Annotated in this window: 24 protein-coding genes, 1 tRNA gene and 1 pseudogene; 4 read left to right on the top strand and 22 right to left on the bottom strand. The window is 38.5% G+C overall.

Going from position 1 to position 25,464, the window contains the following annotated elements:
- Positions 1–9 precede the first annotated feature (9 nt).
- The 3 genes from H9649_RS00240 to H9649_RS00230 are packed head-to-tail and all read right to left on the bottom strand — an operon-like array spanning position 10 to position 4,086.
- Positions 10–1,353 (bottom strand): NAD(P)-dependent oxidoreductase, encoded by a 1,344-nt coding sequence (locus H9649_RS00240; RefSeq protein WP_191692639.1) that lies wholly within the window; start codon positions 1,351–1,353, stop codon positions 10–12.
- 28 nt (positions 1,354–1,381) lie between these two features.
- On the bottom strand, positions 1,382–2,791 hold the full coding sequence (hydA, locus tag H9649_RS00235; protein ID WP_191692638.1) for a dihydropyrimidinase: 1,410 nt from the start codon (positions 2,789–2,791) through the stop codon (positions 1,382–1,384).
- 56 nt (positions 2,792–2,847) lie between these two features.
- Positions 2,848–4,086, bottom strand: a complete 1,239-nt coding sequence (locus H9649_RS00230; protein ID WP_191692637.1) for a Zn-dependent hydrolase — start codon at positions 4,084–4,086, stop codon at positions 2,848–2,850.
- A 152-nt stretch (positions 4,087–4,238) separates the two neighbouring features.
- Here H9649_RS00230 and H9649_RS00225 point away from each other — a divergent pair, with 152 nt between their 5' ends.
- From H9649_RS00225 to H9649_RS00210, 4 genes are all read left to right on the top strand, one after another.
- The gene (locus tag H9649_RS00225) at positions 4,239–5,408 is read left to right on the top strand and encodes a PucR family transcriptional regulator (RefSeq protein ID WP_191692636.1); all 1,170 of its coding nucleotides are present in this window, start codon (positions 4,239–4,241) and stop codon (positions 5,406–5,408) included.
- Between the two features lie 24 nt (positions 5,409–5,432).
- Positions 5,433–6,980, top strand: coding sequence for a PucR family transcriptional regulator (locus H9649_RS00220; protein ID WP_191692635.1), 1,548 nt, complete (start codon positions 5,433–5,435; stop codon positions 6,978–6,980).
- A 127-nt stretch (positions 6,981–7,107) separates the two neighbouring features.
- Positions 7,108–8,469 (top strand): aspartate aminotransferase family protein, encoded by a 1,362-nt coding sequence (locus H9649_RS00215; RefSeq protein ID WP_191692634.1) that lies wholly within the window; start codon positions 7,108–7,110, stop codon positions 8,467–8,469.
- A gap of 19 nt (positions 8,470–8,488) precedes the next feature.
- Positions 8,489–10,009 (top strand): CoA-acylating methylmalonate-semialdehyde dehydrogenase, encoded by a 1,521-nt coding sequence (locus tag H9649_RS00210; protein ID WP_191692633.1) that lies wholly within the window; start codon positions 8,489–8,491, stop codon positions 10,007–10,009.
- 18 nt (positions 10,010–10,027) lie between these two features.
- Here H9649_RS00210 and H9649_RS00205 read toward each other — a convergent pair whose 3' ends face one another.
- From H9649_RS00205 to H9649_RS00115, 19 genes and pseudogenes are all read right to left on the bottom strand, one after another.
- Positions 10,028–10,456, bottom strand: coding sequence for a hypothetical protein (locus tag H9649_RS00205; RefSeq protein ID WP_191692632.1), 429 nt, complete (start codon positions 10,454–10,456; stop codon positions 10,028–10,030).
- Positions 10,457–10,554: 98 nt separating this feature from the next.
- Entirely contained in the window at positions 10,555–11,640 is a 1,086-nt protein-coding gene (locus H9649_RS00200; protein WP_191692631.1) for an AAA family ATPase, read from the bottom strand.
- On the bottom strand, positions 11,637–12,407 hold the full coding sequence (locus tag H9649_RS00195) for a DUF6414 family protein (protein WP_191692630.1): 771 nt from the start codon (positions 12,405–12,407) through the stop codon (positions 11,637–11,639). Before H9649_RS00195 ends, H9649_RS00200 begins: the two co-directional genes overlap by 4 nt.
- A gap of 159 nt (positions 12,408–12,566) precedes the next feature.
- A pseudogene (locus tag H9649_RS00190) lies at positions 12,567–13,162 on the bottom strand (DUF3885 domain-containing protein).
- Between the two features lie 231 nt (positions 13,163–13,393).
- The gene (locus H9649_RS00185) at positions 13,394–13,717 is read right to left on the bottom strand and encodes a helix-turn-helix domain-containing protein (RefSeq protein WP_191692629.1); all 324 of its coding nucleotides are present in this window, start codon (positions 13,715–13,717) and stop codon (positions 13,394–13,396) included.
- 1 nt (position 13,718) lies between these two features.
- Entirely contained in the window at positions 13,719–14,204 is a 486-nt protein-coding gene (locus H9649_RS00180; protein WP_191692628.1) for a hypothetical protein, read from the bottom strand.
- Positions 14,205–14,335: 131 nt separating this feature from the next.
- The gene (locus H9649_RS00175; RefSeq protein ID WP_191692627.1) at positions 14,336–14,650 is read right to left on the bottom strand and encodes a vWA domain-containing protein; all 315 of its coding nucleotides are present in this window, start codon (positions 14,648–14,650) and stop codon (positions 14,336–14,338) included.
- 57 nt (positions 14,651–14,707) lie between these two features.
- Positions 14,708–15,118, bottom strand: coding sequence for a hypothetical protein (locus H9649_RS00170; RefSeq protein WP_191692626.1), 411 nt, complete (start codon positions 15,116–15,118; stop codon positions 14,708–14,710).
- A gap of 327 nt (positions 15,119–15,445) precedes the next feature.
- Positions 15,446–17,929 carry an SIR2 family protein gene (locus H9649_RS00165; RefSeq protein WP_191692625.1) on the bottom strand — a complete coding sequence of 828 codons (2,484 nt, stop codon included), beginning with the start codon at positions 17,927–17,929 and terminating at the stop codon, positions 15,446–15,448.
- A 194-nt stretch (positions 17,930–18,123) separates the two neighbouring features.
- Positions 18,124–19,248: an IS4 family transposase gene (locus H9649_RS00160; RefSeq protein ID WP_191692624.1), complete on the bottom strand. Its 1,125-nt coding sequence runs from the start codon at positions 19,246–19,248 to the stop codon at positions 18,124–18,126.
- A gap of 806 nt (positions 19,249–20,054) precedes the next feature.
- The gene (locus tag H9649_RS00155) at positions 20,055–20,369 is read right to left on the bottom strand and encodes a hypothetical protein (protein WP_191692623.1); all 315 of its coding nucleotides are present in this window, start codon (positions 20,367–20,369) and stop codon (positions 20,055–20,057) included.
- Between the two features lie 396 nt (positions 20,370–20,765).
- Positions 20,766–21,212, bottom strand: a complete 447-nt coding sequence (locus H9649_RS00150) for a hypothetical protein (RefSeq protein WP_191692622.1) — start codon at positions 21,210–21,212, stop codon at positions 20,766–20,768.
- A gap of 495 nt (positions 21,213–21,707) precedes the next feature.
- A tRNA-Arg gene (locus tag H9649_RS00145) sits at positions 21,708–21,781 on the bottom strand.
- Between the two features lie 72 nt (positions 21,782–21,853).
- Positions 21,854–22,354 carry a metallophosphoesterase gene (locus H9649_RS00140; RefSeq protein ID WP_191692621.1) on the bottom strand — a complete coding sequence of 167 codons (501 nt, stop codon included), beginning with the start codon at positions 22,352–22,354 and terminating at the stop codon, positions 21,854–21,856.
- Entirely contained in the window at positions 22,351–22,965 is a 615-nt protein-coding gene (locus H9649_RS00135) for an XTP/dITP diphosphatase (protein WP_191692620.1), read from the bottom strand. Before H9649_RS00135 ends, H9649_RS00140 begins: the two co-directional genes overlap by 4 nt.
- Positions 22,962–23,720: a ribonuclease PH gene (rph, locus tag H9649_RS00130; protein ID WP_191692619.1), complete on the bottom strand. Its 759-nt coding sequence runs from the start codon at positions 23,718–23,720 to the stop codon at positions 22,962–22,964. The genes H9649_RS00135 and rph overlap by 4 nt, the downstream gene beginning before the upstream one ends.
- Positions 23,721–23,795: 75 nt before the next feature.
- Positions 23,796–24,620, bottom strand: a complete 825-nt coding sequence (gene racE / locus H9649_RS00125) for a glutamate racemase (protein ID WP_191692618.1) — start codon at positions 24,618–24,620, stop codon at positions 23,796–23,798.
- Complete coding sequence (locus tag H9649_RS00120) at positions 24,617–25,024, bottom strand: MarR family winged helix-turn-helix transcriptional regulator (protein WP_191692961.1); 408 nt, start codon at positions 25,022–25,024, stop codon at positions 24,617–24,619. The genes racE and H9649_RS00120 overlap by 4 nt, the downstream gene beginning before the upstream one ends.
- A gap of 219 nt (positions 25,025–25,243) precedes the next feature.
- Positions 25,244–25,456, bottom strand: a complete 213-nt coding sequence (locus H9649_RS00115; protein ID WP_191692960.1) for a helix-turn-helix domain-containing protein — start codon at positions 25,454–25,456, stop codon at positions 25,244–25,246.
- Between the last annotated feature and the right edge of the window lie 8 nt (positions 25,457–25,464).

The following is a 25,464-nucleotide window of genomic DNA, read 5'->3' as shown; positions in this document are numbered from 1 at the left end:
TCCCCCTTCCTATGCAATCTCGCTCGGTTTTCTTAAACGTTCATGAATCATGTATGCAGCATCTTTCCCTTGCTGTGCAGCAGTTACTACCATCGCTTCGCCCTGTCCATTGCCGAACACAACATCCCCACAGGCAAACACTTTATCATTCGATGTTTGCATTGTCGTTTCGTCAATGTCCACAACTCCGTCTGTATGCTGTAAGCCAAATGCTTCAACGAGCGAGACAAAGCGCGTTTGACCAATTGCTTTAATAACTGCATCTACTTCCAGTACGAACTCAGATCCTTCGATAACTTCAGGTCGTTGTCTTCCATCCGCACCTGCCTCTCCAAGTCTCATCTTGACGCATTCTAGTCCGATCACTTTTCCAAACTCATTACCAATAATCTGTTTTGGTGCTGTTAACCACTTGAATCCTACGCCATCTTGCTTGGCAAATTCATATTCATATTGGTAAGCAGTCATTTCTTTTTCGGTTCTTCTGTACAGAATATCAACTTCCGATGCACCTAGACGGACAGCACATGTTGCTCCATCAATCGCTGTATTACCAGCTCCAATAACCGCAACACGCTTACCAATTAACTCTTCTGTCAACACACCCATTTTTGTATCTTTTACGAACTTGATTGCATCATGAACGCCATCTAATTCTTCCCCAATAATACCAAGATTAGGTACTGCTCCCATACCGACCGCTAAAATAACGCTGTCATATTGCGCTAAAATTTCATCTGCAGAAATATCCACACCTACTCTTGTGTTCGTTTTAATCTCCACTCCGAGTTTTACAACTTGATCGACTTCCCATTCCACTACATCATTCGGTAATCTGAACGACACAATGCCGTAAGCGTTCAAACCACCCGCTTTTGCTTCAGCTTCAAAAATCGTAACGCTATAGCCTAAGCGACTCAGTTCACGCGCTGCTGAAAGACCCGCTGGACCCGAACCAACAATCGCCACCTTTTGCCCATTTGCTTCACCTTGTTTGAATAGCTGAACGCCCGAGTCGATCGCCCAATCTGTCGCATATCGTTGTAATTGCCCTATTTTAATAGGTTTCGTCGATGCATTTAACACACATGCTCCTTCACACAACACTTCCGTCGGGCAGACGCGCGCACAGCTCGCACCTATCGGATTGGCTTCCATAATCGTCATAGCGGAACCTTTCATATTATTGGAAGCAATTTTCTTAATGAAATTCGGAACTTGGATACTTGTTGGACACGCCGTAATACAAGGTGCGTCATAACAATACAAACAGCGATTCGCTTCATCCATTGCTTCATTTTTCGTCATCCTAGCTGTCATTTCTACGAAATTACGTTCGAGTTGCGAACTCATTAGACATTCCCCCTCATCAATTGATTACTTAAGCGTTTATCGTTTCTGCAGTTTTCGGCTTCACCTTTAAAGCTCGCTTAATGTATTTGCCACTGCCTACTACTCCAACAAATTGTTTGTTTTTTATGACGTATTCGCCGCGCACAAGCACACTAATCGGCTCACCTGTCACTTCCCAGCCTTCATAGGCGTTGTAGTCGACATTCATGTGGTGGGTTTCGGCTGAGATCTCACGTTTTACTGTCGGATCAAAAATAACGATATCCGCATCTGAACCAACTGCAATCGTTCCTTTTTGTGGATATAAACCAAAAATTTTAGCGGCACTCGTCGAAATCATATCGACGAAGTCATGTATGGAAATTCGCCCTTTTGCAACTCCTTCAGAGTATAAAATGCTGAAACGATCTTCGATAAACGGTCCTCCATTCGGAATCTTAGAGAAGTCATGTAACCCTAATTGCTTTTTCCCGTTAAAACTAAATGAACATTGGTCAGAACCAATCGTTTGAAGTTGTTTTGCTTTTAACGCATTCCATAAATGCTCTTGATGATATTTCGGACGCAGTGGTGGCGACCAAACATATTTCGCTCCTTCAAAGCCCGGTTGCGCTAACGCTGACTGATCAAGCGTCAAGTAAGGTGGGCACGTTTCCCCGTAAACGTCATAGCCTTTTTCACGCGCTGAAATAATTTCATCGAGCGCTTCTTTGCACGTCACATGCACTACATACAGCTTGGCACCTGCGATATGTGCCAGTTCAATGGCCCGTTTCGTCGCTTCGCCTTCTAATTCCGCTGGACGTGTCAATGCATGGTATATCGGCGCAGTTTGACCGGCTTGCTTCGCCTCTTCCACTAACTCATCGATGACTGAGCCGTTCTCGCAGTGCACCATAACTACTGCGTTCATGTCTTTTGCAATTTTAAAGGCTTTAAACAGCGTACGATCCGTCGCTTGAAATTCTTTTGCATAAGCCATGAACACTTTGACAGATGTAATTCCTTCCCGTTCTAGCAATAGCGGCAACTCGGTTTCTGTTTCAGGCGTCAAATCGCTGATCATCAAATGAAAACCATAATCGATTGCCGATTTGCCTTTTGCTTTTTCATGCCACTTGTCAACTGCGGTCGTTAGCTTTTCTTCTCCTGCAGATAAACAAAAATCTAAAATAGTTGTCGTTCCACCAAAAGCAGCCGCAATTGTACCTGATTCCCAATCGTCGTCTGTCACTGTATTGTTAAACGGCATATCCAAATGCGTATGCGGGTCAATTCCTCCAGGCATGACGTATTGACCAGTTGCATCTACAATTTCCGCTCCATCAGCTGCTAAGTTTTTTCCGATTTGTACAATTTTACCGTTTTCAATTAAAATATCCGCCTCATACATGTCTGTCGCTGTCGTTATTAGTCCACCAGTAATTAGTTTTTTCATACGATCCTCACCTTTCCAGTAGTGAATATAAGCTTTACGTACAGTAGGCTTATTTGTCAGTGCACATTTTCTGCAAGACTTAGCTTCTTTTGAAGTGACAACACCGATGCGACTAACACGTCAGACCCTTTCGCACAATCTTCATATGTCGTTTCTTCCTCTTCGCAATGACTTTTCCCGTTAATACTCGGAACAAAAATCATTGCTGATGGGATGAAACCCGCGATAAACTGCGCATCGTGCCCAGCACCGCTGTACATCCGATTAGACGTATACCCTAAGTTCTGGCATGATTTCTCCACTTCATCACAAATAGCTGCATCAAAAACTACAGTATCCCTGCCCCATAGCTTAACCGGTCGAATATGACACCCGTTTTCCTCAGAAGGTAAGCCCGTCAATAGCTTTTCCACTTCACGCATAATCGTTGGATTTTGATGACGTGAATCGATTGTGAACACCACTTTGTTCGGAATGACGGTATGAATATTAGGAGCAACGTTCATACGACCAAATGTAAAAACAAGTTCATCGTCAATTTCACCTAATTGCTCGTGTAATGAAGAAATGATACGAGATGCCACTATCATAGGATCTTTTCGCATCTTCATCGGCGTTGTGCCGGCGTGATTCGACTCACCAGTCACTGTTATTTCATAGCACACCATGCCTAATACACCTTCAACGACTCCTATATCACGTTGAGTAGCTTCTAACACAGGTCCTTGTTCGATATGAAGTTCAATATATGCAAGCGCTTCCATTAATCGATTTGCTTGCTGCCCTTCATATCCACTTGCCTGTAATGCTTCTTGGAAAGTAATGCCATTCTTATCTGTAGATTGTAGCATTTTTTCCTTTGTAAATTTTGAAGCGAGAACACCAGAACTCATCATCGCAGGATCGAAGCGTGCACCTTCTTCATTTGTAAAATTAACAAGCATTAATGGAATTTCAAGCTCAATTTCGTTTTCTTGCAGCGTTCGAATTGCCTCGATTGCAGTTAAAATCCCTAAGACTCCGTCAAACCTACCTCCCTTTTCAACTGAATCAAGATGAGAGCCTATAACAATCGGGGGACACTCTTTTTTTCCTGGTAGAGTCGCATAAATATTGGCCATGTCATCGACCTGAATAGTCATACCTAGCTCTTTGCATACTTCACAAAAATAGTCTCTCGCTAATACATCCTCGTCTGAAAGTGATAAACGAGTTACACCTCCATTTGCTGTTGCACCAAATTGACTAAACCGTTCAATTAACTCCTGTAATCGACTTCGATTACTTTTCAACATATGCAAGTCCTCTCTTCCATAGTTATTAAGAAGTGTGTGTTTATGAGAATTATAAAATATATATTATTCAGAAGATATAGATATAAAACTAAAAACTTATGTGCAAGTGCACAAGTTTATGGTACGGTGTTCATATACAAGGAGGGCATGTTATGGGAACGATAGGAAAAATTGTTGAAAGCGCTCTTTTCCCGATGTTGACATTAGTCGCCGGAAAAAGCGGTATGTACCGAAAAGTGACAGGTATTAACATAGTAGAATCTAGTGATTTAACGATGTTTTGTCGCGCTAATGAATTAGTCGTTACGACAGGCATTAATTTCCAGCACCAAAACACACGTTTAGAAGAACTTGTTAAACAAGCTTATACTAGAAAAATTGCCGGGTTTATTGTGAATACCGGGCCGTATATTCCTGCTATTCCTCAATCCGTTATCTCATTTGCCGAGGAGCATGAATTCCCTATTTTTCAAATGGATTGGGATCGCCGTATAGCGGATCTCTTAAAAACGACATTTCAATTCATTGCGACTTACGAGCAAGAACAAGCGACAGAAGACCAAGTCCTTTACAACTTACTGTTTCACTACGACAAACATGTCGATTCCACGAGATTGAATTTAACGCAACTAGGATTTCCACAAGGCACAGAGTTGGCCATCATTACTTGTACCACTACAGATGCACAAAGTAGCATTGATCAGTACGAGGTCCTCATTCAATTCGCACTTCAAAATAGATATAAACAAATTTTAAGATTGAAGCATAAAAATCATCTCATCTATTTAATTAGCCGATCACAAATTACAACTGTAAATAGCCCTTTCTCAAAAACAGTTGAAGACATTTACGATAAAATCATACAGAAAAACGGCAGTCTAAATATCATCATTGGTAAAGGAAGTTTTTATGAAGACTATGAAAACATCCATAAAAGCTATAAAGAATCCCTAACTGTCATTCAGCTGGCCCAGTTGCACAATAACCGATTCTTGTACAAATACAAAGAAATAGGCGCGTATAAGATTATTATGGGCGTGCAAAACCGGACACTTATCGAATCCTATAGTCAAGATATCCTCGGACAACTTTACCGTTATGATGATTTGCATAATACCGATTATGTCGCTTTTTTACGGATTTTTCTCGAAGAAAATGGCAGTACGAGTAAAATTAGTGAAAGATTATACATTCATCGCAACACTGTGTTATATAAAATTAAAAAAATAGAACAACTATTAGATATGGACATGAATAACCTGTTCACAAAGACCAATTTATATATGGCCTTTCTAATAGAAGATGTGTTGGTTCATCAATAATGATGCGTAGTAGGAGGAAGCAGTATGAATGAGTTTTCACTCACTGTAGCCGATGTACTCACGAAAAAATTATTCAGTAGCGCGAAGCTTCATGCGGGAGCAAAAGGGCAAGATAATGTCATTAAATGGGTGCATATTGTTGAGAATATGGATGCTGCCAAACTATTAAAAGGTAATGAATTGATTCTAACGACAGGTATTCATTTAAAAAATAGGCTAGAAGACTTTCATTACTTTATTCATCAATTAATCGACTCAAAATCAGCCGGTCTTTGTATTGAACTTGGTACTTCTATTCAAAAAATTCCTGATTGCATACAAAAGCTGGCGACAGATAACCAGTTCCCTCTCATTGTCTTTGAAGAAGAGGTAGCGTTCGTCGAAATCACACAAGAAATACACAGCATCCTCATTAATCAGCAATATGGTTTAGTAAAAAACTTAGAAAACTATGCACAGCAAATTAATAAATACACATTAACCGCCAACAATTATGAGCAAATTTTAATGCATCTTTACAAACATCTTGGCTTACAAGTCATTTTTACATTCAACAGTCAAAAGCCGGTATTTATACCTAATATTCATCAGGATAAGTTTACAAAACTGCAACACGATGCAAGTCCTGAGTATGTTGAAAAGCATGTACTTCGTTGTGAAGTGAACATTTTTAATCAGTATTATGGCGACGTTTGTTTGTTTTCTCCGAAGCGGGTCGTTGATGAATATGATGCACTAATTTTAGACCGTACCGTTATTGCACTTTCACAATTTTTGTTGAGAGTTTTGTATATTGAGGAAAAGCAAGCGATGGAAGATCGTGAGTTTTTAGAGCAATGGTTGAATGGTCAGACAAATGAGGAAGAATTGACGTACTTCCTAGAAGATCATCATGCAAATAGTTCGACGAGTAATTGGTTGGTTATGATCCATCAATTCCACAGAAGTACTGACAGTGATTTAACGTACTATAAACTTTTTGCGCGCAATGTATTAGAGAAGCTGGAATTTTATCCGTTAATTATCGAAAAGCACCAGCAACTCATTTTTATTGTTGCGGATGTAAGTACGCACGAAACATATAAGCAACGAATCGAACAAGCTATCAAACAAATGCAGCAAGATCAGCAAAAACACAAAAATGATGGCAAAGTTTTAGTCGCTGTCGGCAAATATGTCACTCATTTTCAAGCTGTCAATACGAGCTTTCTAACAGCCAAAGACACTTTACACCTTCGATGGAAAGCCCCACAGCTATCGTACTTCTATGAAGATTTACATCTTCACCACATCATTTTGCAGTTACAAAAGAACCCCACAATTATCGACATGATGACTGAGTATATACAACCAGTTTTAGACTACGACCGCAAACATAGCAGTCAGTTAGTCGAAACGTTAAAAGTATATTTACAAGCCAATGGACAAAAAAAAGAGACCGCTGACAAGTTGTTCATCGTTAGACAAACACTGTACCATCGGTTGGACAAAATTGAACAATTACTCGGTAAGGAATTCATGCAAACCGAAAAGCGACTAGCACTTGAGTTAATGCTGTTCACTTACAAATAACCATTCTCTCACTCACCTTATGTGAAGAGCGATACTCAATCCATTTGTCATTGTGTATATTGCTATTTTTCATTATACACAGAATAATATAATTATAGATGGATGACATAAGGAGTGATGATGGTAGATGACGAATGTAACGAGTGAAAATTGGCAAGTAAAAGATGAACAATATGTATGGCATTCGATGAAGCCCTACAACCCGAACGCCACGTCAATTATTCAGAAGTCCAAAGGGGCATGGATCACAGATATTGACGGGAAACGTTATTTAGATGCTATGTCTGGTTTATGGTGTGTGAATGTCGGTTACGGGAGAGAGGAAATCGCCAAAGTCGCGTATGAGCAATTACTGGAAAACGCCTATACACCTCTCTCTGTCGGGCACATTCCTGCCATTCAACTTAGTGAAAAGATCAGCGAATTATTAGGTGACGATTATGTTGTCTTTTATTCGAATAGCGGTTCAGAGGCGAACGAAGCTGCGTTTAAAATCGCCCGTCAGTATCACCAGCAAAAAGGAGATACGACTCGCACGAAATTCATTGCCCGTTATCGTGCCTACCACGGCAGTACGATGGGTGCATTAGCGGCAACAGGGCAAGCACAGCGCAAATATAAATACGAACCGTTAGCACCTGGCTTCCTGCATGTTGCCCCACCTGATGCATATCGTGCAAACGAAGATCATATTACGGACCCTACTTCCCTCCCGTCTGTTCAGGCGATTGACAATGTCATGACGTGGGAAATGTCCGAGACGATTGCTGGCGTTATACTCGAGCCCATTATTACAGGTGGCGGTGTCATTATGCCACATGAAGACTATTTACGCGGAGTGAAAGAGATTTGTGAAAAGCATGGTGCCTTACTCATTGTGGATGAAGTAATTTGTGGCTTCGGACGAACAGGAAAAGCGTTCGGTTTCCAAAACTATGGCATACAGCCGGATATTGTCACAATGGCAAAAGGGTTAACAAGCGCTTATATGCCGCTCTCCGCTACAGCTGTGCGTCGAGAGATTTATGAGGCCTTTACAGGAAGCGAAGAGTATGACTTTTTCCGCCACGTTAATACATTCGGCGGTTCACCAGCAGCATGTGCAGTTGCACTCAAAAACATTGAGATTATGGAAAAAGAGAACTTATTTGATCGTTCTGAAGAAATGGGCGCAATTATCCATGCGGAACTCAAAGAGCGCTTAAAGGACCATCCATATGTCGGCAACATTAGAGGAAAAGGCTTACTCGTCGGCATTGAACTTGTGAGCGATAAACAAAGCAAAGTGCCACTTGAAGTGACTGCCGTCAATAAAGTGATTGCATTATGCAAAGAACAAGGGTTAATTATCGGCAAAAACGGTGTTACAGTCGCAGGTTGCAACAATGTGCTCACACTCGCTCCACCACTTATTATTTCGTTAGCAGAAAAAGACTTCATTGTTGAGAAACTGACACACGCTTTATATGAACTATTACCTAAAGCGTAATACGAGGAGGGATAATTGAATGGTAACGAATACAGACGTAAAAGAGCTAGGACACTTTATAAAAGGTGAAATCGTTGCAGGCTCGAGCGGGAAATTTTCGGATGTTTTTAATCCAAGTTCAGGAGCAGTCATCGCACGTGTTCCTATCGCAACAAAAGAAGAAGTACAAAATGCTATTGAAACTGCAAAAGCAGCCTTCCCAGCATGGCGTGACTTGTCTGTTGGCAAACGCGCAGAAATCGTCATGAAGTTTAGGCAATTAATGACTGCACGTATTGATGAACTTATAGACATCATTTGTTTGGAAAGCGGCAAAACAGTCGACGATGCCAAAGGTGAAATTACTCGAGGTCTAGAATCCGTCGATTTAGCGATTAATGCCCCTCATCTATTAAAAGGTGAGTACTCTGTCAATGTGGGTGGGAATATTAATGCGTATTCCGCAAAAGTGCCACTCGGCGTTGTTGCAGCGATTTCCCCATTCAACTTTCCAGTGATGGTGCCACTTGCCATGACAAGTATGGCAGTCGCAGTCGGCAACTCCGTCATTTTAAAGCCGTCCGAACGTGTACCTTGCTCCGCATTATTTTTCTCGGAACTGTGGAAAGAAGCGGGCTTGCCAGATGGTGTGTGGACAGTCATTAACGGCGACAAGGATGCGGTCAATGAACTATTAGAAAACCCTACTGTTGAAGCAATTTCCTTTGTCGGATCCACACCTGTTGCCGATTATATATTTGCAACCGGCTCAAAATACGGCAAGCGAGTCACGGCACTAGGTGGCGGTAAAAACAATATGATCGTCATGCCGGATGCAGATCTGGAGCAAGTCGCAAACGCATTTCTAGGCGCTGCATATGGTGCCGCTTCCCAGCGTTGCATGGCCATTTCCACAGTCATTCCCGTCGGAGAAGAAACAGCGAACAACCTTGTTAAAGTTCTAGCTGATAAAATCTCGAAACTAAAAGTCGGACCCTACACAGATCCAGACGTTGACTTTGGACCCGTTATTACAAAGCAATCAAAGGATGCAATCATCGGCTTCATCGACCGCAGCCTAGAAGAAGGCGCGACACTCGTATGCGATGGTCGCAACCCTGATGTCGCTAAAATTTCTAATGGCTTCTATTTAGGACCTACACTATTAGACAATGTCAAACCTGGTATGGAGGTTTATGAGCAAGAAGTATTCGGCCCTGCTCGTAACGTCGTCCGAGTAGACACGTTAGAGGAAGCAATCGAATTGGTCAACGCACATGAGCTCGGCAATGGTGTCACGATTTTCACGAATAACGGGGCCGCCGCCCGCAAGTTTACAACGGAAATTGACGTTGGCATGGTCGGCGTCAACGTGCCCATTCCAATACCTGTCGGTTATCATAACTTCGCTGGCTGGAAACGCTCCAGGTTTGGTGAGGGGCATATGTTTGGTCCTGATCATGTCCGATTCTTTACTAAGACGAAAACTGTTTCTGAGAAGTGGTTTGAGGAGAATAGTGAGTCGGTGTCGACGTTTGCTTTTCCTAGTAATGAGGATTGATGGTGGATGTGGAATATACTATTGAAGATAAATTGATAACTGATTCACTTGAAATTGAAAAGCACTACAAACGTTATATACACAACGTTTGTAGTGCTTTTTTATTTCTATACGATTACGTCCCAGGAGGATGTTTGTAAGAGCGTTTTCCCCCTTATATAGCAAGGTTCTTACTATTTTACGCATATAATATGAGTATAAGTTAAATATCCAATTATATGTAAAATTGATAGTAACACTGTGCCTGTTAACTATCTTTTTTATCCACTCTTTCAACCACTCAATCTCCTCTAAAGATAAGCTCTGCTCTTCTTCGATTTCCTTTTCAATTACATGATGCCAATTCGCTTCTTCCCATTCCAAGTGAGCTTCCCACTCATTTACAACTTTCGCTGCCTTTTCTATTTCCAACTGCCGCCTTGTTTTAAAAGTTATAATTTTTGTCATAGCTACCACCCCATTGCTTAAGTGTGTATCACAGTAAATTTATTCCATCAATATACACTTTTCAATTTTACGTCATTAGCTCCTATCTTCATTAAAATCTAGAGTTTATTGATAAGAGGATACGACATCGTTTGTATCATAATCTTCCTAATTTCCCTCGCATTATTCAATGATTTAATTTTATTTTTGAGTTTGATTTTTAGCTCAAGCTTTTCAATTTCTCTTTGATCATCTTTATTGAATTTAGCAATTTCCTCTTCATAAACACTATCTATAATTGCTTCTTTAGCATCAGTAGAGAGCTCTTCAAATTTAATAAAATTATCAAAACGCGAGTAAATAGGTGCACCCAGATTTTCCTTTATCTCTTTTTCACTTTGATAATTTGAAGTACAAAAAATAATTGTGTTTTCTAAATTCAACTCATAGAACTTATCCGTATACACTCCCTCATCAAATAATTGATAAAATGCACTATAAAACATTGGGTGAGCTTTATCAAACTCATCTAACAAAATGATATTGCTTTCTCTATCTAATAAATCTTTGGCAAAGGAATTACTTTTATCACCAAAGATATAATTCATAAAGTTTTCATTATGAAACATTGATAGCTGTTTTCGAAACAATTTTTTCTTTGAATTAACGACTTTACTTACAAATTTGGCAGTCTCTGTTTTCCCCACACTGGTAGGGCCGTATAGCATAACTACTGTTGGTTTGTGTACACCTTTGTTTGTCACACTATATAACGAAGCTAAAAGTTCATTTTTAACATTAGATTGTCCGTAAATAATATTATCGAAATCCTTTTTTATAGCTCTTAAATGCCCCAAATTTAATTTAGGGTACTTATAGTCGACTACGGAAATTTCTAGTTCAGTCTGTGAAGCTTGAAGTTGGTGCAAGATTTTCGCTGGTGGGTTATGTAGCAATACCTCTTCATACCCAAATTTTTTAGCGAATAATAAACTATAGATTAAAAAACCTTCAATGAAAAAGTCTGCGACACCTGAATACTCGTCCGAATATATAGCTAATGTGTAACAATCCTTATAAGTATCTGGAAGTAAAGTATCTTTTGGGTCTAGTGATCTCACTAAATTCGAAAGTGTTATAACATTTTCAGTAGGGATCCTTTTATCAAATTCTCTTTTAGGACCATTAATTATTTTAAATTTCAATTACTCTTCACCTCCACGCCAGCAAGAATTACATCATATACTTTTAAGTAGCTGCTATCTTGACCAGGGCCATCATCATTTCCCAATACTTCACTCGCTGAAAGACGAGCAGTTTGCCCATCAACGTCCATTTCACTTTCAACACTTAGATCTATCTCTTTTGCTTCCCCTACTTCTATCCCATAATAATGAAGCTTCATTTTAGGCAAATCCATCAAGCTATATGCATTCTTAAATGTATTAATATTAAACCTTAAAATGACTTTAATATCTCCTTTATATGCCAATAGTTCATAATACCCTTTGGCGTTTTCTAATATCTCATCGAAGTTATGAATATCGAAGTCTTGCATTTCTACCATAAGAGGAGAATCTTCTTTGATGATTTTCATATATGGAGTGATCATTTTTATAAATGCAAATGAATTTTTAATAGGACGAATATGAAAATCCTCAAATATATGTAGTTTTTGTTCTTCTTTTAATTTTCTACTCAGTTTATGGAAATCAGCTAGAATAGTATTTGAAATAGTTTTAGTGACGAGTGAATCACTAGTGCTTGCGGTATCTACGCTTGATTTCACACTAAAAGCTGCCTTAATTGCCGTAAAGAAATTAGTACCCGCTCCTACTTCCGCTGAAGCTTCTATTTTACCTCCAAAATGAATCGTTCCGTGTTTTTCATCAACTGAAATGAGCTCGCCTCCATATTCTATTTGTAAAATATCTGTAGCAGATCCCTCATCAAAATAAATCACCTTTTGCACATCTATTCCCCCTGCCATTTCTACCATATTAAGGATGATAATCTTAAATTGTTCTAATTCCCAACTTGGTTACTGGATCTAATCAAAATAAGAAATAACTATATTGACACTAGCTAGGCTTAAAGCCACCACCCCGTAACTTTTAAGTAGCAAGTTAACTCAACCAAAGTCAAAAGACCCTATGATTTTCTTTCGATCATAATCCAAAATCCACTCATTATACACTTCATACAAAAACCGTATACTTTCCTTGTCCGAAGCTAGGATGTCACACCCACAATCATCATACAAATGATAAATAAGTCCTTTTGTTAGATTAAGAAAATAAATCTCGTAACCACTTTGTTGGTCATTTTTCAAAATCCTCGAAGGATGTATATAGTCTTCGTGGCAAATTGCACGCAACAAAGCTTGGTACCGAATATCTCGCTTTTGACAACGTAGTGAAAACCGATGCATACTCATATGTTCCTCTTCGTCAAAAGCATCCGGAATCATTCCATGTTGAAGCGTATATAACAGCTCTTTCTGCTTCACATACTTCCGATATACGTTCAATGGTTTCTGTTGTAGATACCCGTTATTGGGTGGACTAGTCACTTCTGTAACCAACAGAATTTCATCCTCCGTGTCGAATACTTCGTCAAATAATCAATCGACCGGTGAAATGCCTGCTTCAAATCATCTGGATGTCCATAAGGTATGACTGGATTTGCAATTTCAAATCGGATACCATTTTCGCTGGCATAGAACAATGCAGGAGCCAAAGTTATTCCCTTAAAATGATGGGCTAAAAAAGATTCTGTACTTGTTATGTGATTCCCCCCTTCCCTTGGTTTGAAGCTTATGATCCTTGTCCATTGCTACCACCATCTTGCTTAGTACATTCTATTTTAGAGGTTTCAAATAGAATAATCAAAAAAACGCCCCAGAAGTTGGTATTAGCTTCTGAGGCGACATGTTTTAATTCACTTATATGTCCTTGATCAAATCGTTACGGCTTGCTCGTCAATACCAAGCTGAATCATGGCCTCTGCAACATCTCTCACGCTAAGGCTAAGTGCATGAAAAATTTTATTGTATGTTTCTGTTGATAAATTATCAAAACCACCTTCTGCCCGGGATATAGTTTTTTGTCCAACTTTCGCTAAATCAGCAAGTTCTCTTTGCGAGAAACCAAGTGTAATCCGACGTGAGAAGATAATTTTTGCGTAAACCGGTGATAGGCCATCTAAATTTCGCTTCAAGTCGGAATGACCTTCTTTTAACATCGAGGTAGTCATAGCTAAAAGGTCTTTTGTCCGTTTCATTTCAATCCGTCCCTTCCAAATAAAATTCAGGATTAAGTTGTACTCTTTTATACATTTGATAGGTTAGATCTCTCATTTCATTCGTTTCATCAACAGTTGGGTTCCATGTTTTTTTGAAATACTTCACAAAGATATAATTGGATTCTCCTTTATACTGGAATGGAAAAAATAAAAATCGTAAATGCTCATTTTGATTCATCGCGTAGCGAAGTTCATAAATTGGTATGACTTTTAAAGGTTTTACCAACTCGTATCTTTTTGTTCTCGAATGACCATTGAGTATAATCGTAATTTCCGTCATCGTATTAATGAGATTTTCTAAAGGTTGCACACTCAACAAATTAAACGCACTATGTAAAAACATTAAGTGAAGCTTTGCTTCCTCAGTGTACTGAGATTCTTTGGATAATTGAGAAAGGAACTCCCCTACTACATCTTGATTATTCTCATCTAACAACGTGATAATGTTATGTTTATCTATTTTCATAATATGCTCATTATATCACATATGACACCAATTTTCTAATAAATGACGTCATATATAACTCCTCCTTGCCTACTCAGATTTCAAAAGCAGTAAAAAATACCTTCATCATCAAAGTCTTTAACTTGGACAACCTAATCGGAAAACTGTTTCACCGTATCCGTTCTACTACCAATTACAAGGGATAGCACATTAAACTGTTTCTTTTTTTTCTTCTGATTAAAAGCTTCTAAAATAGAATCCTTTAACCTGTCTTCACCGTCCGTAACAAACACGACATCAGCTTGTTTAAAACGACTTTCGTTTATGACTTTCATTGCCTTATCCAGGGGAAGTGCAAAGTTCGTACCGCCACCTAAGAATGTTTGTGCGAACCTAACCATATCGGCCCCTTTAATTTTGCCTTTTTCATATTGAAAGATCTGTGTACGTGTAGAAAACAAGATCAAACAAAAATCCCTTCTCTGTCTTCTCGCAATCGACATCAGGGCTAACGTAAAGCCTTTTTATTGTGTATCAAGTTTGCTCATGCTGCCTGACTGGTCCAGACAAAGTACAATTGGACCTTTCCCTAATACTTCTTGCCCTTTTTGCTCATATTGCATCGTTTGTCCTTCAATATACCGAAGTAGGAAGTCGTTCTTGGTTGTTGCATGCGTGTATAATCCTAGTTCCATCGGCAATAACCGTTCAATTTCGTTGCCTAGGGTGACTCCGCTTCTTTCCATAGCCTCATTATGTTTGGACTTCTGCTTTTTACGGGCAATCTGTTTGAAGCTGCCTGCCCACTCAGCAATTACTTTCATCTTCTTATCAGACACAATTTTCTCTGCCAATGCAATCTGGTCTCGAAGGGGCACCTTCTTTAGTTCTTTATCCCCATTACCAGCACCTGTGCCACCAAGCAACGATTTCATATAATTTCAAATACCAGGTTCTAAAACAATTCAGAATTGAATTAGAACCTGGTACCCTTCACTATTTACAAGTTTATCAGCTCATGATGCATGAGCATCTGCTTTAATAGCTGAAGCTACGATGATTTGGAGATGTGCTTTGCTTAGTAAAGAGGGAAAAGCTGCCGAGAAGTCGAACTTCTGAGGCAGCTCAGTTTAATTCCCTATTTTTCTTTGACTTCATTGGCACAGATTTCTTATTCAAAAAAAAATATATAGTTTAATACTATACAACATGTAATCATTTTTTCACATCTAATGAACACCTAAAAACTTATTTAACCTATTTTATCTTTTTAATAATGCACCATGATAAAATATTTTATTTTTTAATTCTTTTAAAGCATTAACTCTTCTTTTAGTAATATTTACTGGTTCTTTAACGATTTTATTTTCATTTATATATGTTTCTGTTATTTCAATAAAATATTCAATAGATTTTATCATTTTATTTTTATTATCATTTGAAATGTTATCTTTATGTCGCTCATAATAATCGTTATATTTTGAAACTCTTTTAAAGACTAAATGTGGTTGACATTTATCATTCATAATAACTTTTACTAATAACTCATGTGCTTTCTCAAATCTTTTATAACTGTCTTGTTCATCTTCTAAATCCGTTTCAAGTAAATACCTTGCGAATTGAGTATCTATTTGGAAAGTATCAAATGTATATTTTTTTTCTCGCCCAATTTTATACGCTTGGTTTAAATTAGCATGCGCTCTCTCAAAATCTTGAGCTTCCAAGCAAGCTATTCCATATTGTAACCAGAAAAACTCGTTTTTCTTGTAAAAAGATACATTTCTTATATTGTAATAAAATTCAACAATCTCGTTAAAATCTATGATTCCCTTATCTCTATTTATAAGTAAATTTAAATTAGAAAAGGAAACTATAGCTTCTCTCACCGCTCTAATTTTAGATTGATCAGGTAAATCGTTTATATTTTCGTTAATAATATTTAATAAGTCTAATAAGTTTTCTTGACCAAAATTATTAACTATATATTTCGCTAAAACCGTTGATTGCATATGAATTTCATTATTAGCGGGTCTGATAAATTGATTTAATGATTCATCATTGTAAAATGAAATCGGTAAGGATTTAGATTTTAAAAGTGTTTGGAAATCATTCAATGACAAATCAATAGCAAACACTTTAAAAATACAAGCTATCAATACCAAGTCTTCCATCAATCTCGATTTTGATATATCCTGATAAATATCTCTTATCTCTTTTTCAATTACTGGAGATTTTATTAATTCTAATAATATATCACTAAATTGTGAATTCCATTTTTTTTGGATGATATTCCTTTTATCTCTCATCGAAGAATTGCTAAAATCCAGGAAATAGTCCGATGACTCCAGCAGATTTATCACTTTATCTATATCATCCTTATTTATGAAATCAACATAAAACTCCTTGACATCATGCTCCGATAAACCAGCAATTCTAATCAAACTATCTCTTCTTGTATCATGTATAAACGATCTAGCTGTAACAATTAAATGAACATTATCAGATAGTAAAATGCTTTTCAATTTTGATAAAATGTCAAGATATTGATTATAATTTTCTAAAATGATATAGACAGGACCTTTTTTTAATCCAATTTCTTTTATTTCTTTATGTAAATTTCTATTTGTAGATTTATACAAATAAACATTACCAATTTCAGTGAGTTTATTACTTAAAGATGTTATCAAAGAGGTTTTCCCACTGGACATACCTGAAATTACACATATACATTTAGTTTTATTTTTTAATTCTTCTAAGATATTATCTGCTTCTTTTCTATTAATTAAATAACTATTATTATTTCGATTAAAATAGGCTATTTTTTCATTAATAAAACCCATTTTTAATAAGTCGCGAATATCATTAGAATTCAATTCTATATAATTTCCTTCTTTTACTTCTTTAAAACAAGAAAAATTTACAGATTTATTTTTTCTGGTATGTGTTAATGATATTTTTGCTATTTCTTCAGCAAAAGCATCTATACCAATATTATATACCTCTCCAAATTTTTCTTTGTAATAATTAAACGTAATATCATTAAAATCATGGTCTGAAGGTAAAACATTATCAATAAAAATTATCTTATCTTTAAAATTCTCACTATTATATATTACTTCTTGTAAATCAATATCATATTCAAAAGATACACCTACAAATATAACTGTTGATGCGGCATCCAAATCAGATTTAAATATATCAAACCAACCTGTCTTGCAATCTTTAAAACTTTCAACTAAATAGCTAGTTTTAGATAGTTTAAACTCACTCATTAAGGTTTTGGGAGTTAATTCATTAATAAATCCATTAATATGCAATATCACATCTTTACCCGAATATTCTTTAGCTGTTTTACTTAAAGTTATAGGTATTCTCTTTCTCCCTTTCATAGAAGAAGCTTTCTCGAATACATCATCATAATTAGTTGTATAAACCCTTTGCCATGGTACTTTAGCAATCATCGCTTGACTAGCTTCTCCAGATACATTTTTACAAATATATAGTTGTTCTAATTTGTCTATTAAACTTTCTTTTCCTAGCTTATCAATATACAAGTTAGATATTAGACCTAAATCTTTTGAAGGTTTAACTATGTTTAATTCTTTAGATAAATAATCTTCACTTAATGTACCCGCAAATGGGATGTCCGTATTTGAAACATTTTTCATTCCAGAGGAAAATCCTGCACCAGTAAATATTATAGCGTCACCATCTAAAGCATGTTTTATTGCCTTTTCTAAATCCATTCCCTCACCTCTTTTTCTACATTATACCATTATTTATTTATATTTCATCACTATCGTCGCATAAATAAATTCGAAACATTCAGTTTACATTTTTCTGTCCGCAAGGAAAAAAACGAAGACAGCTGAACAGAGACAGTCAACATCCATTTTTTTACTATACCTATTGCTACTGTGACAGAAAGGGGTTGCTATCGTTACGGCGCATTTTTATCTTCAATCTTTCGAATCCAAACATGTGCAGACTTCCATAAAGAAGCCTTTAGAAAGCGGCTGATCTGCAAGTAGGTTCGCTTACTTTTTGTCCGTAACTGTGCCAACACATTCAAGCAGTAGACGATCATCGCCAGATACACCTGATTGTTCACGCCTTGCTGACTCTGTGCGTAGAATTTCTTGATGTTCAAATGTTGTTTCATCCATTTGAAAAACAGTTCAATGGCCCAGCGAGACTTGTACAGTTCTGCGATTTCATCTGCAGATAAATCGAAACGGTTCGTGACCAGATTCAGTTGGTTGCCTTTAGAATCAAGCACTTTCAAAAGCTGAAATACATTCTCCGAACGGTTTTGTGTGGTGCCGATGACGACCATTTCATCCGACAATACGACGGTGTCTTCCGGCAGGTTGAAGTGTTCAAGTTTCCGTACGACTGCGTTTTTCCGCAGACGAGAGACGAAGAAATAGCCCTCATCCGTCATGCGGTCGAACCGTTCGTAATCTAAATAGCCGCGGTCGAACACATACAAGCATTCCTTGTCATCGACCAGTATTTCTAGCTGCCCACGATCGTGCTCCTTGGCGTTTGTCAAAACTGCCTGGTCAGGATAAGAACAACCATTTTCCAAGAACACAAGCCGCAGATGAAGCTTAATGCCAGACTTCGTTTTTCGGAATTCTGCCCAGCGGTGATTATTCAAATTTAAGGGCAATGTGCTAGAATCAATGATTTTCAGCGGAGTCGTCTGTTTGCGTCGCGTTTTAAAATCCGTCGCTTCATGGATCTGAGACACCAGATCGAGAAAAATGGCTTGAAAGAATTCGGTCGGCACTTGTCGAAGACGCCTGCCCAGCTGTGAGAAGCTGATGGAATCCAAGTTCGTGGCTTCCTGAAGTTCTTCGGAAAATACACTATCACTGACGGCGCGTAAACTTTCCGTTTCATGAAGCTGCGCGTACAAGAGTAAGTTCATAAACGAAGCCATATGCAGCTTCTTTGTATAGTGATCGAGACAATGAAGCTGAACCTGTTCCGCGAATAATTCATTGGAAATGGGTTCTGCCCATTGCTCAAATGCTGTTTTTCGTGTAATCTTATCCATGAGATTGTCCTTTATTTTGGATTTGGATGGATTACTGCCTCCAACCCATTGTAAAGGATTTTTTTATGGAAAAGAGTAATTAAAGAGTATTCAGAATCTATTACTCTGCATCAATATTTTATTGCGACACTAGTGATATTTCATTGAAAAAATCTTTAAATCTAAATAAGATTACAATCGGGAACAAAGGGTCATCCGTTGTTCCCCAAAAACAACTCACCTACCTTTTCTTGAAACTGTCCAACCTAATATATAAATCGTACAACCTCTACTCTTAACTCCTCAAACAAACATTTTAACCGTTTAATATACGGGTTTGGTTTTTCATTAATTAAAGATTAACAAATGATTTCACTAGTCTTATCTCATTATAGAGTCTGTATCCAACCGTGCCCGATATTTATTAATTGCCTCCCCCATTATGCCAACTCTCATTAGAGTGCTGTACATAGGAGTTTAGAGCGTATAGTTATAATTTCGAGTACCATATTCTAAAACAATTCAGATTTTAATTAGAACCCTTCACTAGCATCGCCTGAAAGATCATTTTGTGTACAGAATCTGAGAAGTGCTGCATCGTCATCCCGTTTCTGAAATGAGGTAATTCTCCTTCAGCATCGTACCGTGTACAGCTTTTTGAGCGAGATAACGCTTCCCCAAAAAAAAAATTTGGTAAAGGGATCTAGCGCTAGCGGAAGATGTGTTCTTTTATTCTTTACGTTCTTATAGTTCTTAGTAGTTGTTACTTGATTGTTAAGCGTATGTTGATGAAAGTGCAGCTGCTTTGTTAGGGAGTTGCCGTTTTGCTAGTAGAAGTCCCATTTGACAATGGTTATGAGACGGTTTTGCCTTGTTGACTTATTTGTTAGGTAACCGAACTTTTCGAACCGTTTGATGGCCGTCCGGATATTTTGCACACTGACTTTTTTGCCGCATAATATTTCGAGTGACGCGAGAGACGTGATGAATTGTCTTGGTTTTGAGATATACATCTTTCCTTCCCACTCCCATTCCTTCTCTTCGAAGTTCGCCAGCAGCAATAACGTAATGAGCACCACTTTCTGTTCTGGTGTCGAGTCCGTCCACACTGGTTTGCTACGTAACGCCCGATGTAATTTCATCCAACCTGTATCCTTACCAATTCCCTGCTTTCTTTTTTTGTAATGAACAGCCTTGTAATACTCTATATAGAAGGGGATTTGCAGAAAGTGTACACATGATAAAAATAAATTTCGTCCAATTTTTTTAGGCAGACGGAAAAAACCCAACCTATTTGCAGGTTGGATTTTTCATTTGCGTAGCTTATTCAGACGTCGCTTCGTAAAATCAATCTCAACCGATGATTAAAACAGGCACCTATTCAGTAAACCCAATACAATTGCATAATTTTTTTAGCGGGACATGCCGTACTCCATTTGGATAGAGCATATTGTATTCAAGTTAGTTGAATTATCTTGAATTTTCCTTGCACAGGTTCCGACAATTTTAGCGATTAGTGTCGAAAGGTCTATATACCATTATTGGCTCGCATATAAATTTGCACCTTTAATCTTGTAATCTCGAACTTTGTTTATATACTCTTTATCAATATATCCTTCAAAAACATAGTCTCCATAAGGAGTCAGTCCAAACGAGGGAATACTCATTAATTCTCTTAAAATTTCATTGTTATTGTCATCATATAAATACAGGTAGAAATAGCCTCCAATATATTTGTCCCCACTATTAGAAATTGTTAGCTTATATTTATCTTCGTTTTCTTTTATTCTTGGCTTACCAAACTCCACGCTTCTAATAGCAAGTTCCATCGCTTCTGCACTCTCTATCTTCAGCCGTTCTGCTACTACTTTTTCTATTTCCTTTTCGTGCTTGTAAGATTGGTATTCAGTAAAAAGTAAATTCCCTAAAAAGACAGCTATAGCGCCAATAATTACTATACCAACATATTTTAACGAATTCTTCATTTACTTTTATCTCCTTTAGTAAGTATGATTCCAATCCAAAGTTGTTAATTTCACTAATCGATGAATTTTATTTTCTTTCAATAAAATACATCTCTTGTAATGAAGTGTTATTGGAAATGGTTTGCTTATTAGTTTCACTAAGTCCATTGTATCATAAACTTAAGAATCATTTTTTATATCTTTATGGTGTTCTTGTAGTTTATCACTGCACTAAATCCATGCTGATAAGAAAGGTTAATAGAGTGTGTTGACAACAGATCCAATGGCTCGTTAAATCTTTGCTTGTAAATGTGAAGTCCACATCAAATAATCCCATCTTTTTCTTCATAATAAAAAATCCTCCATTCAGTTGAATTGGAAGATAATTTCGTGTCTTATTATACGTAAATTGTTAGGGTACAAAAAAGGGATTCTGCACCAGTGACCGAAGCCCTGACCGAATCCTTAGTTTCTCACAAGTCCAATCGTATCAATGGTTTGTGACTGATTTAATTACGTCCCAGGAGGGATTCGAACCCCCGACCGATGCCTTAGAAGGGCATTGCTCTATCCAGCTGAGCTACTGAGACATGTTCGATTTGCAATTTAGTTATCGCAAACGACAAATCTTATTATAGGCACGGGACGGAAATAAGTCAACACTATTTTTGAAAGTTTTTTAGTTCAATTTCGTCGATCGTTTCAAACGCAAGATTTTTGAATGTAATTCGGATCGTTTCATCCCATTCTATTTCTGCAAATGTTGCTTCGTTCCCTCCGCGTGGCAATAATGTGCTGCCCGGATTGAGGAATAGGATGCCGTCTTTCATTTCCGCTCCGTATAGATGCGAATGGCCGAACAGGACGATGTCTGCTTGCTGTTCTTGGGCTGCATAATATAACGGCATTAATGTCCTTTTGCAATCGTGTTCGTGGCCGTGGACAACGAGGACGCGCTTATTACCGACTTCTACGACGAGCGAGCGCGGAAATCGCTGATCCATATCACAATTCCCTCTTACGATATGCATACCCTTTAAAAGTGGATCATCGACAGTTAGTTCACTATCGCCACAATGGAAAATTGCATCCGCATGTAACGCAGAAACGGTTTTCACCGTTTCCTTATTACGATGCGAGTCACTCATGACAATGATTTTCATTTCGGCTCACCAAATGATTCCATCAGTTGTGGAAGATGCTCTTTCAGTTGCGCTAAAGCTGCCCCCCGATGAGAGATTTCCCCTTTTTCATCCGCGGATAGTTCTGCCATCGCGCAGCCTTTTGCGGGTGTGTAGAAAATAGGGTCATATCCGAACCCATTCGTTCCTTTTCTTTCATGAAGGATCGAACCTTCACAGCTTCCAGAGAACGTTACTGTTTCCATATCAGGACCTGCAACAGCAAGTACACATCGAAAACGCGCAGTACGATTCTCTTCAGAAACGTCTGTAAGCCCATTGAGCACTTTGTCTATATTGGCTTCATCATTCTTCTCCAAGCCCGCATAACGAGCGGAATAGACGCCAGGAGCGCCATCCAACGCATCGACTTCAAGTCCACTATCATCTGCGATGACCATTACGCCTAGAAGCTTCGCTACTTCTTCCGCCTTCAGTATGGCGTTTTCTTCAAATGTAGTACCTGTCTCTTCTACATCGATCGTTTCTTCCAAGTCGTTCAATGTCATTACACTGACGCCCAGAGGATTGAATAGCGCTTCAAAATCTTTCGCTTTTCCTTTATTATTCGTTGCGATTAATAGTTGCTTCATAATAGATCGCCTTCCTGTACATCAATTTGTGAAGTGATTGGTCCTAATACATCTTTTTGGATGTCAATCAAACGATGAATTCCAACTTCAGCTAATTCAACCAGGTCATTCATTTCCTGTCTAGTGAATGTCGCTTCTTCTCCAGTACCTTGTAATTCGACAAATTCTCCTGCCCCCGTCATGACGACGTTCATGTCTACTGCCGCACTGGAGTCTTCTGGATAATCAAGATCCAAAATCAAAATGCCTTCTTCTGTCTTACCAACACTAATCGCTGCCAAATAATCTTTAATCGGAAATTTTTTCAGTCCCTTTTCTTCCGTCACTTTGGCAACAGCGATACACATTGCGACGAATGCTCCTGTAATGGACGCTGTGCGCGTTCCGCCGTCCGCCTGGATGACGTCGCAGTCAATCCATACCGTCCGCTCACCAAGTGCTCCAAGGTCTATAACAGCACGCAGAGCGCGTCCAATTAGACGTTGAATTTCCATTGTTCTACCACCGACTTTACCTTTAGACGACTCACGTTGTGTACGTTGGCCAGTCGCACGCGGTAGCATAGAGTATTCAGCTGTGACCCACCCTTGTCCACTTCCGCGTAAAAATGGTGGGACACGTTCTTCTATCGATGCTGTACAGATTACTTTCGTGTTTCCAACAGAAATAAGTACGGAACCTTCCGGGTGAATCAAATAATCTGTTTCAATTGTGACTGGTCTTCCTGTATTTTCAGTTCTACCATCATGTCTCATATTAAATACCTCCACTTTTTCAATGTTGCTCCATCTTATCATAGACAATTTCATCATAGCAAAAACCCGGATACCTTAGAAAGGATCCGGGTTTCCTAAAACGATATGTCTGACGTCTGGTTGATCGATTTCTAGCCAATCTTGTGCAATCGAAGCGAATACGTCCAACTCACCTGTCGTATAGAACAGCGGTGCTTCTCTCTTTTTGAAAGGAGTAAACAGCGCCAGTTCTTCTAAAGTTCGTTGTACGTCCAGTACGGTTTCATTGGCGGATGAAACGATATTTATACCAACAGGTAATTCCTGTTGGATAGCATCATGCAATAATGGATAGTGCGTACAGCCGAGAATGGCGGTGTCAAACTCCATATGTGCTATAGGTTCTAAAGACGATTTGATGATTGGTCGAATATCGACATTTTTATACTGTCCACTTTCAACAAGCGGGACAAAAAGAGGACATGCCAGAGAGATTGTACGGGCGTTAGGTGATAATGCAGAAATCGCATACTCATACGCACCACTTTTGACAGTGCCTATCGTTCCTAAAACGACAATCTTCCCTGTCGTCGATACACGTAACGCCGCCCTTGCACCAGGTGCAATGACACCGATAACAGGAAACGGAAATAGTCCGCGCAAGTCATCTAGCGCAACAGCCGTTGCAGTATTGCACGCGACGACTAACATCTTTATATCCATCGCACATAAGGCGTGAGCCATCTCCATTGTAAAGCTTCTCACTTCTTCGACGGAGCGAGGGCCATACGGACATCGCGCATCGTCTCCAATATAGATAATCTTTTCAGTAGGCAAAAGCGCAAGCATTTCCTTTACGACTGTTAACCCACCAACACCGGAATCGATTACACCAATTGGTGAATCGTTCGCGACGCTCACTCTTTAATCATCTCTTCATGCAATTTTGTCAATAAATTCGAGAACTCCGTAATTTCATCCTCAGTAAAATCGACGAGAACAGAATTCAAATATTTACGACGTTTATCGATAACTTCTTCAATAATTCTTCCACCCTCTTCAAGCAGATGGATACGGACAACACGTCGATCGTGTTCATCACGGACACGCTTGACGAGCTGATTGTTTTCCATGCGATCGACAAGATCCGTCGTCGTACTGAACGCTAAATACATTTTATTGGATAAATCGCCAATTGTCATATCGCCATGTTCAAATAACCATTGTAACGCAACGAATTGCGGAGGTGTTATTGAATAATTACCTAACAGTTTACGACCTTGCTGTTTGATGATCCCAGATATATATCTAAGTTCTTTTTCCATCCGTGCGATGTTTTCGACACCGTCCAGACTAATTCCATTGTATTCCGTCACATATACCAGCTCCCTGAAAACGAATACTGTCTACTTATTGTCACCTTTTTCATGACATAACGCAACTTTTTTAAGTAATTTACATGTATATATCGTTTTCGGCAAGTTTTTCTTCCTGATGATATGTGCCGGCAACGGATTGACCATTCATTTTCTAGGTATTATACCCTAATTCAGGTCCAGTTCGCCTAATCGCAACAATTCGACAATCGCTTGTGCCCTTCCGGAAACTCCTAATTTCTGAATTGTATTCGAAATATGATTCCGGACGGTTTTTTCGCTAATGCCGAGCCGCCCTGCGATTTCCTTCGTCGTATGGTCATTCACTAAAAGATCGAATATTTCCCGCTCTCTTGCCGTTAGTAAAGAACGGTTTTTCATTTCTCCAG

The sequence above is a fragment of the Sporosarcina quadrami genome (assembly GCF_014836615.1).
GTDB classification, from domain to species: Bacteria; Bacillota; Bacilli; order Bacillales_A; family Planococcaceae; genus Sporosarcina; species Sporosarcina quadrami.
The sequence above is the reverse complement of the archived record's forward strand: the minus strand, read 5'-3'. Positions and strand labels throughout refer to the sequence as shown.

Coding starts and splice junctions, on each gene's coding strand:
- H9649_RS00150 (WP_191692622.1), bottom strand. CDS start 21,212: ATGAAGAATTCGTTAAAATATGTTGGTATAGTAATTATTGGCGCTATA.
- H9649_RS00205 (WP_191692632.1), bottom strand. CDS start 10,456: ATGACAAAAATTATAACTTTTAAAACAAGGCGGCAGTTGGAAATAGAA.
- H9649_RS00230 (WP_191692637.1), bottom strand. CDS start 4,086: ATGTTGAAAAGTAATCGAAGTCGATTACAGGAGTTAATTGAACGGTTT.
- H9649_RS00170 (WP_191692626.1), bottom strand. CDS start 15,118: ATGAAATCGTTGCTTGGTGGCACAGGTGCTGGTAATGGGGATAAAGAA.
- H9649_RS00220 (WP_191692635.1), top strand. CDS start 5,433: ATGAATGAGTTTTCACTCACTGTAGCCGATGTACTCACGAAAAAATTA.
- H9649_RS00215 (WP_191692634.1), top strand. CDS start 7,108: ATGACGAATGTAACGAGTGAAAATTGGCAAGTAAAAGATGAACAATAT.
- H9649_RS00180 (WP_191692628.1), bottom strand. CDS start 14,204: ATGAAAATAGATAAACATAACATTATCACGTTGTTAGATGAGAATAAT.
- rph (WP_191692619.1), bottom strand. CDS start 23,720: ATGAGACATGATGGTAGAACTGAAAATACAGGAAGACCAGTCACAATT.
- H9649_RS00140 (WP_191692621.1), bottom strand. CDS start 22,354: ATGAAAATCATTGTCATGAGTGACTCGCATCGTAATAAGGAAACGGTG.
- H9649_RS00185 (WP_191692629.1), bottom strand. CDS start 13,717: ATGAAACGGACAAAAGACCTTTTAGCTATGACTACCTCGATGTTAAAA.
- H9649_RS00225 (WP_191692636.1), top strand. CDS start 4,239: ATGGGAACGATAGGAAAAATTGTTGAAAGCGCTCTTTTCCCGATGTTG.
- H9649_RS00240 (WP_191692639.1), bottom strand. CDS start 1,353: ATGAGTTCGCAACTCGAACGTAATTTCGTAGAAATGACAGCTAGGATG.
- H9649_RS00165 (WP_191692625.1), bottom strand. CDS start 17,929: ATGGATTTAGAAAAGGCAATAAAACATGCTTTAGATGGTGACGCTATA.
- H9649_RS00120 (WP_191692961.1), bottom strand. CDS start 25,024: ATGGAAAAAGAACTTAGATATATATCTGGGATCATCAAACAGCAAGGT.
- H9649_RS00135 (WP_191692620.1), bottom strand. CDS start 22,965: ATGAAGCAACTATTAATCGCAACGAATAATAAAGGAAAAGCGAAAGAT.
- hydA (WP_191692638.1), bottom strand. CDS start 2,791: ATGAAAAAACTAATTACTGGTGGACTAATAACGACAGCGACAGACATG.
- H9649_RS00210 (WP_191692633.1), top strand. CDS start 8,489: ATGGTAACGAATACAGACGTAAAAGAGCTAGGACACTTTATAAAAGGT.
- H9649_RS00115 (WP_191692960.1), bottom strand. CDS start 25,456: ATGAAAAACCGTTCTTTACTAACGGCAAGAGAGCGGGAAATATTCGAT.
- H9649_RS00155 (WP_191692623.1), bottom strand. CDS start 20,369: ATGAAATTACATCGGGCGTTACGTAGCAAACCAGTGTGGACGGACTCG.
- H9649_RS00160 (WP_191692624.1), bottom strand. CDS start 19,248: ATGGATAAGATTACACGAAAAACAGCATTTGAGCAATGGGCAGAACCC.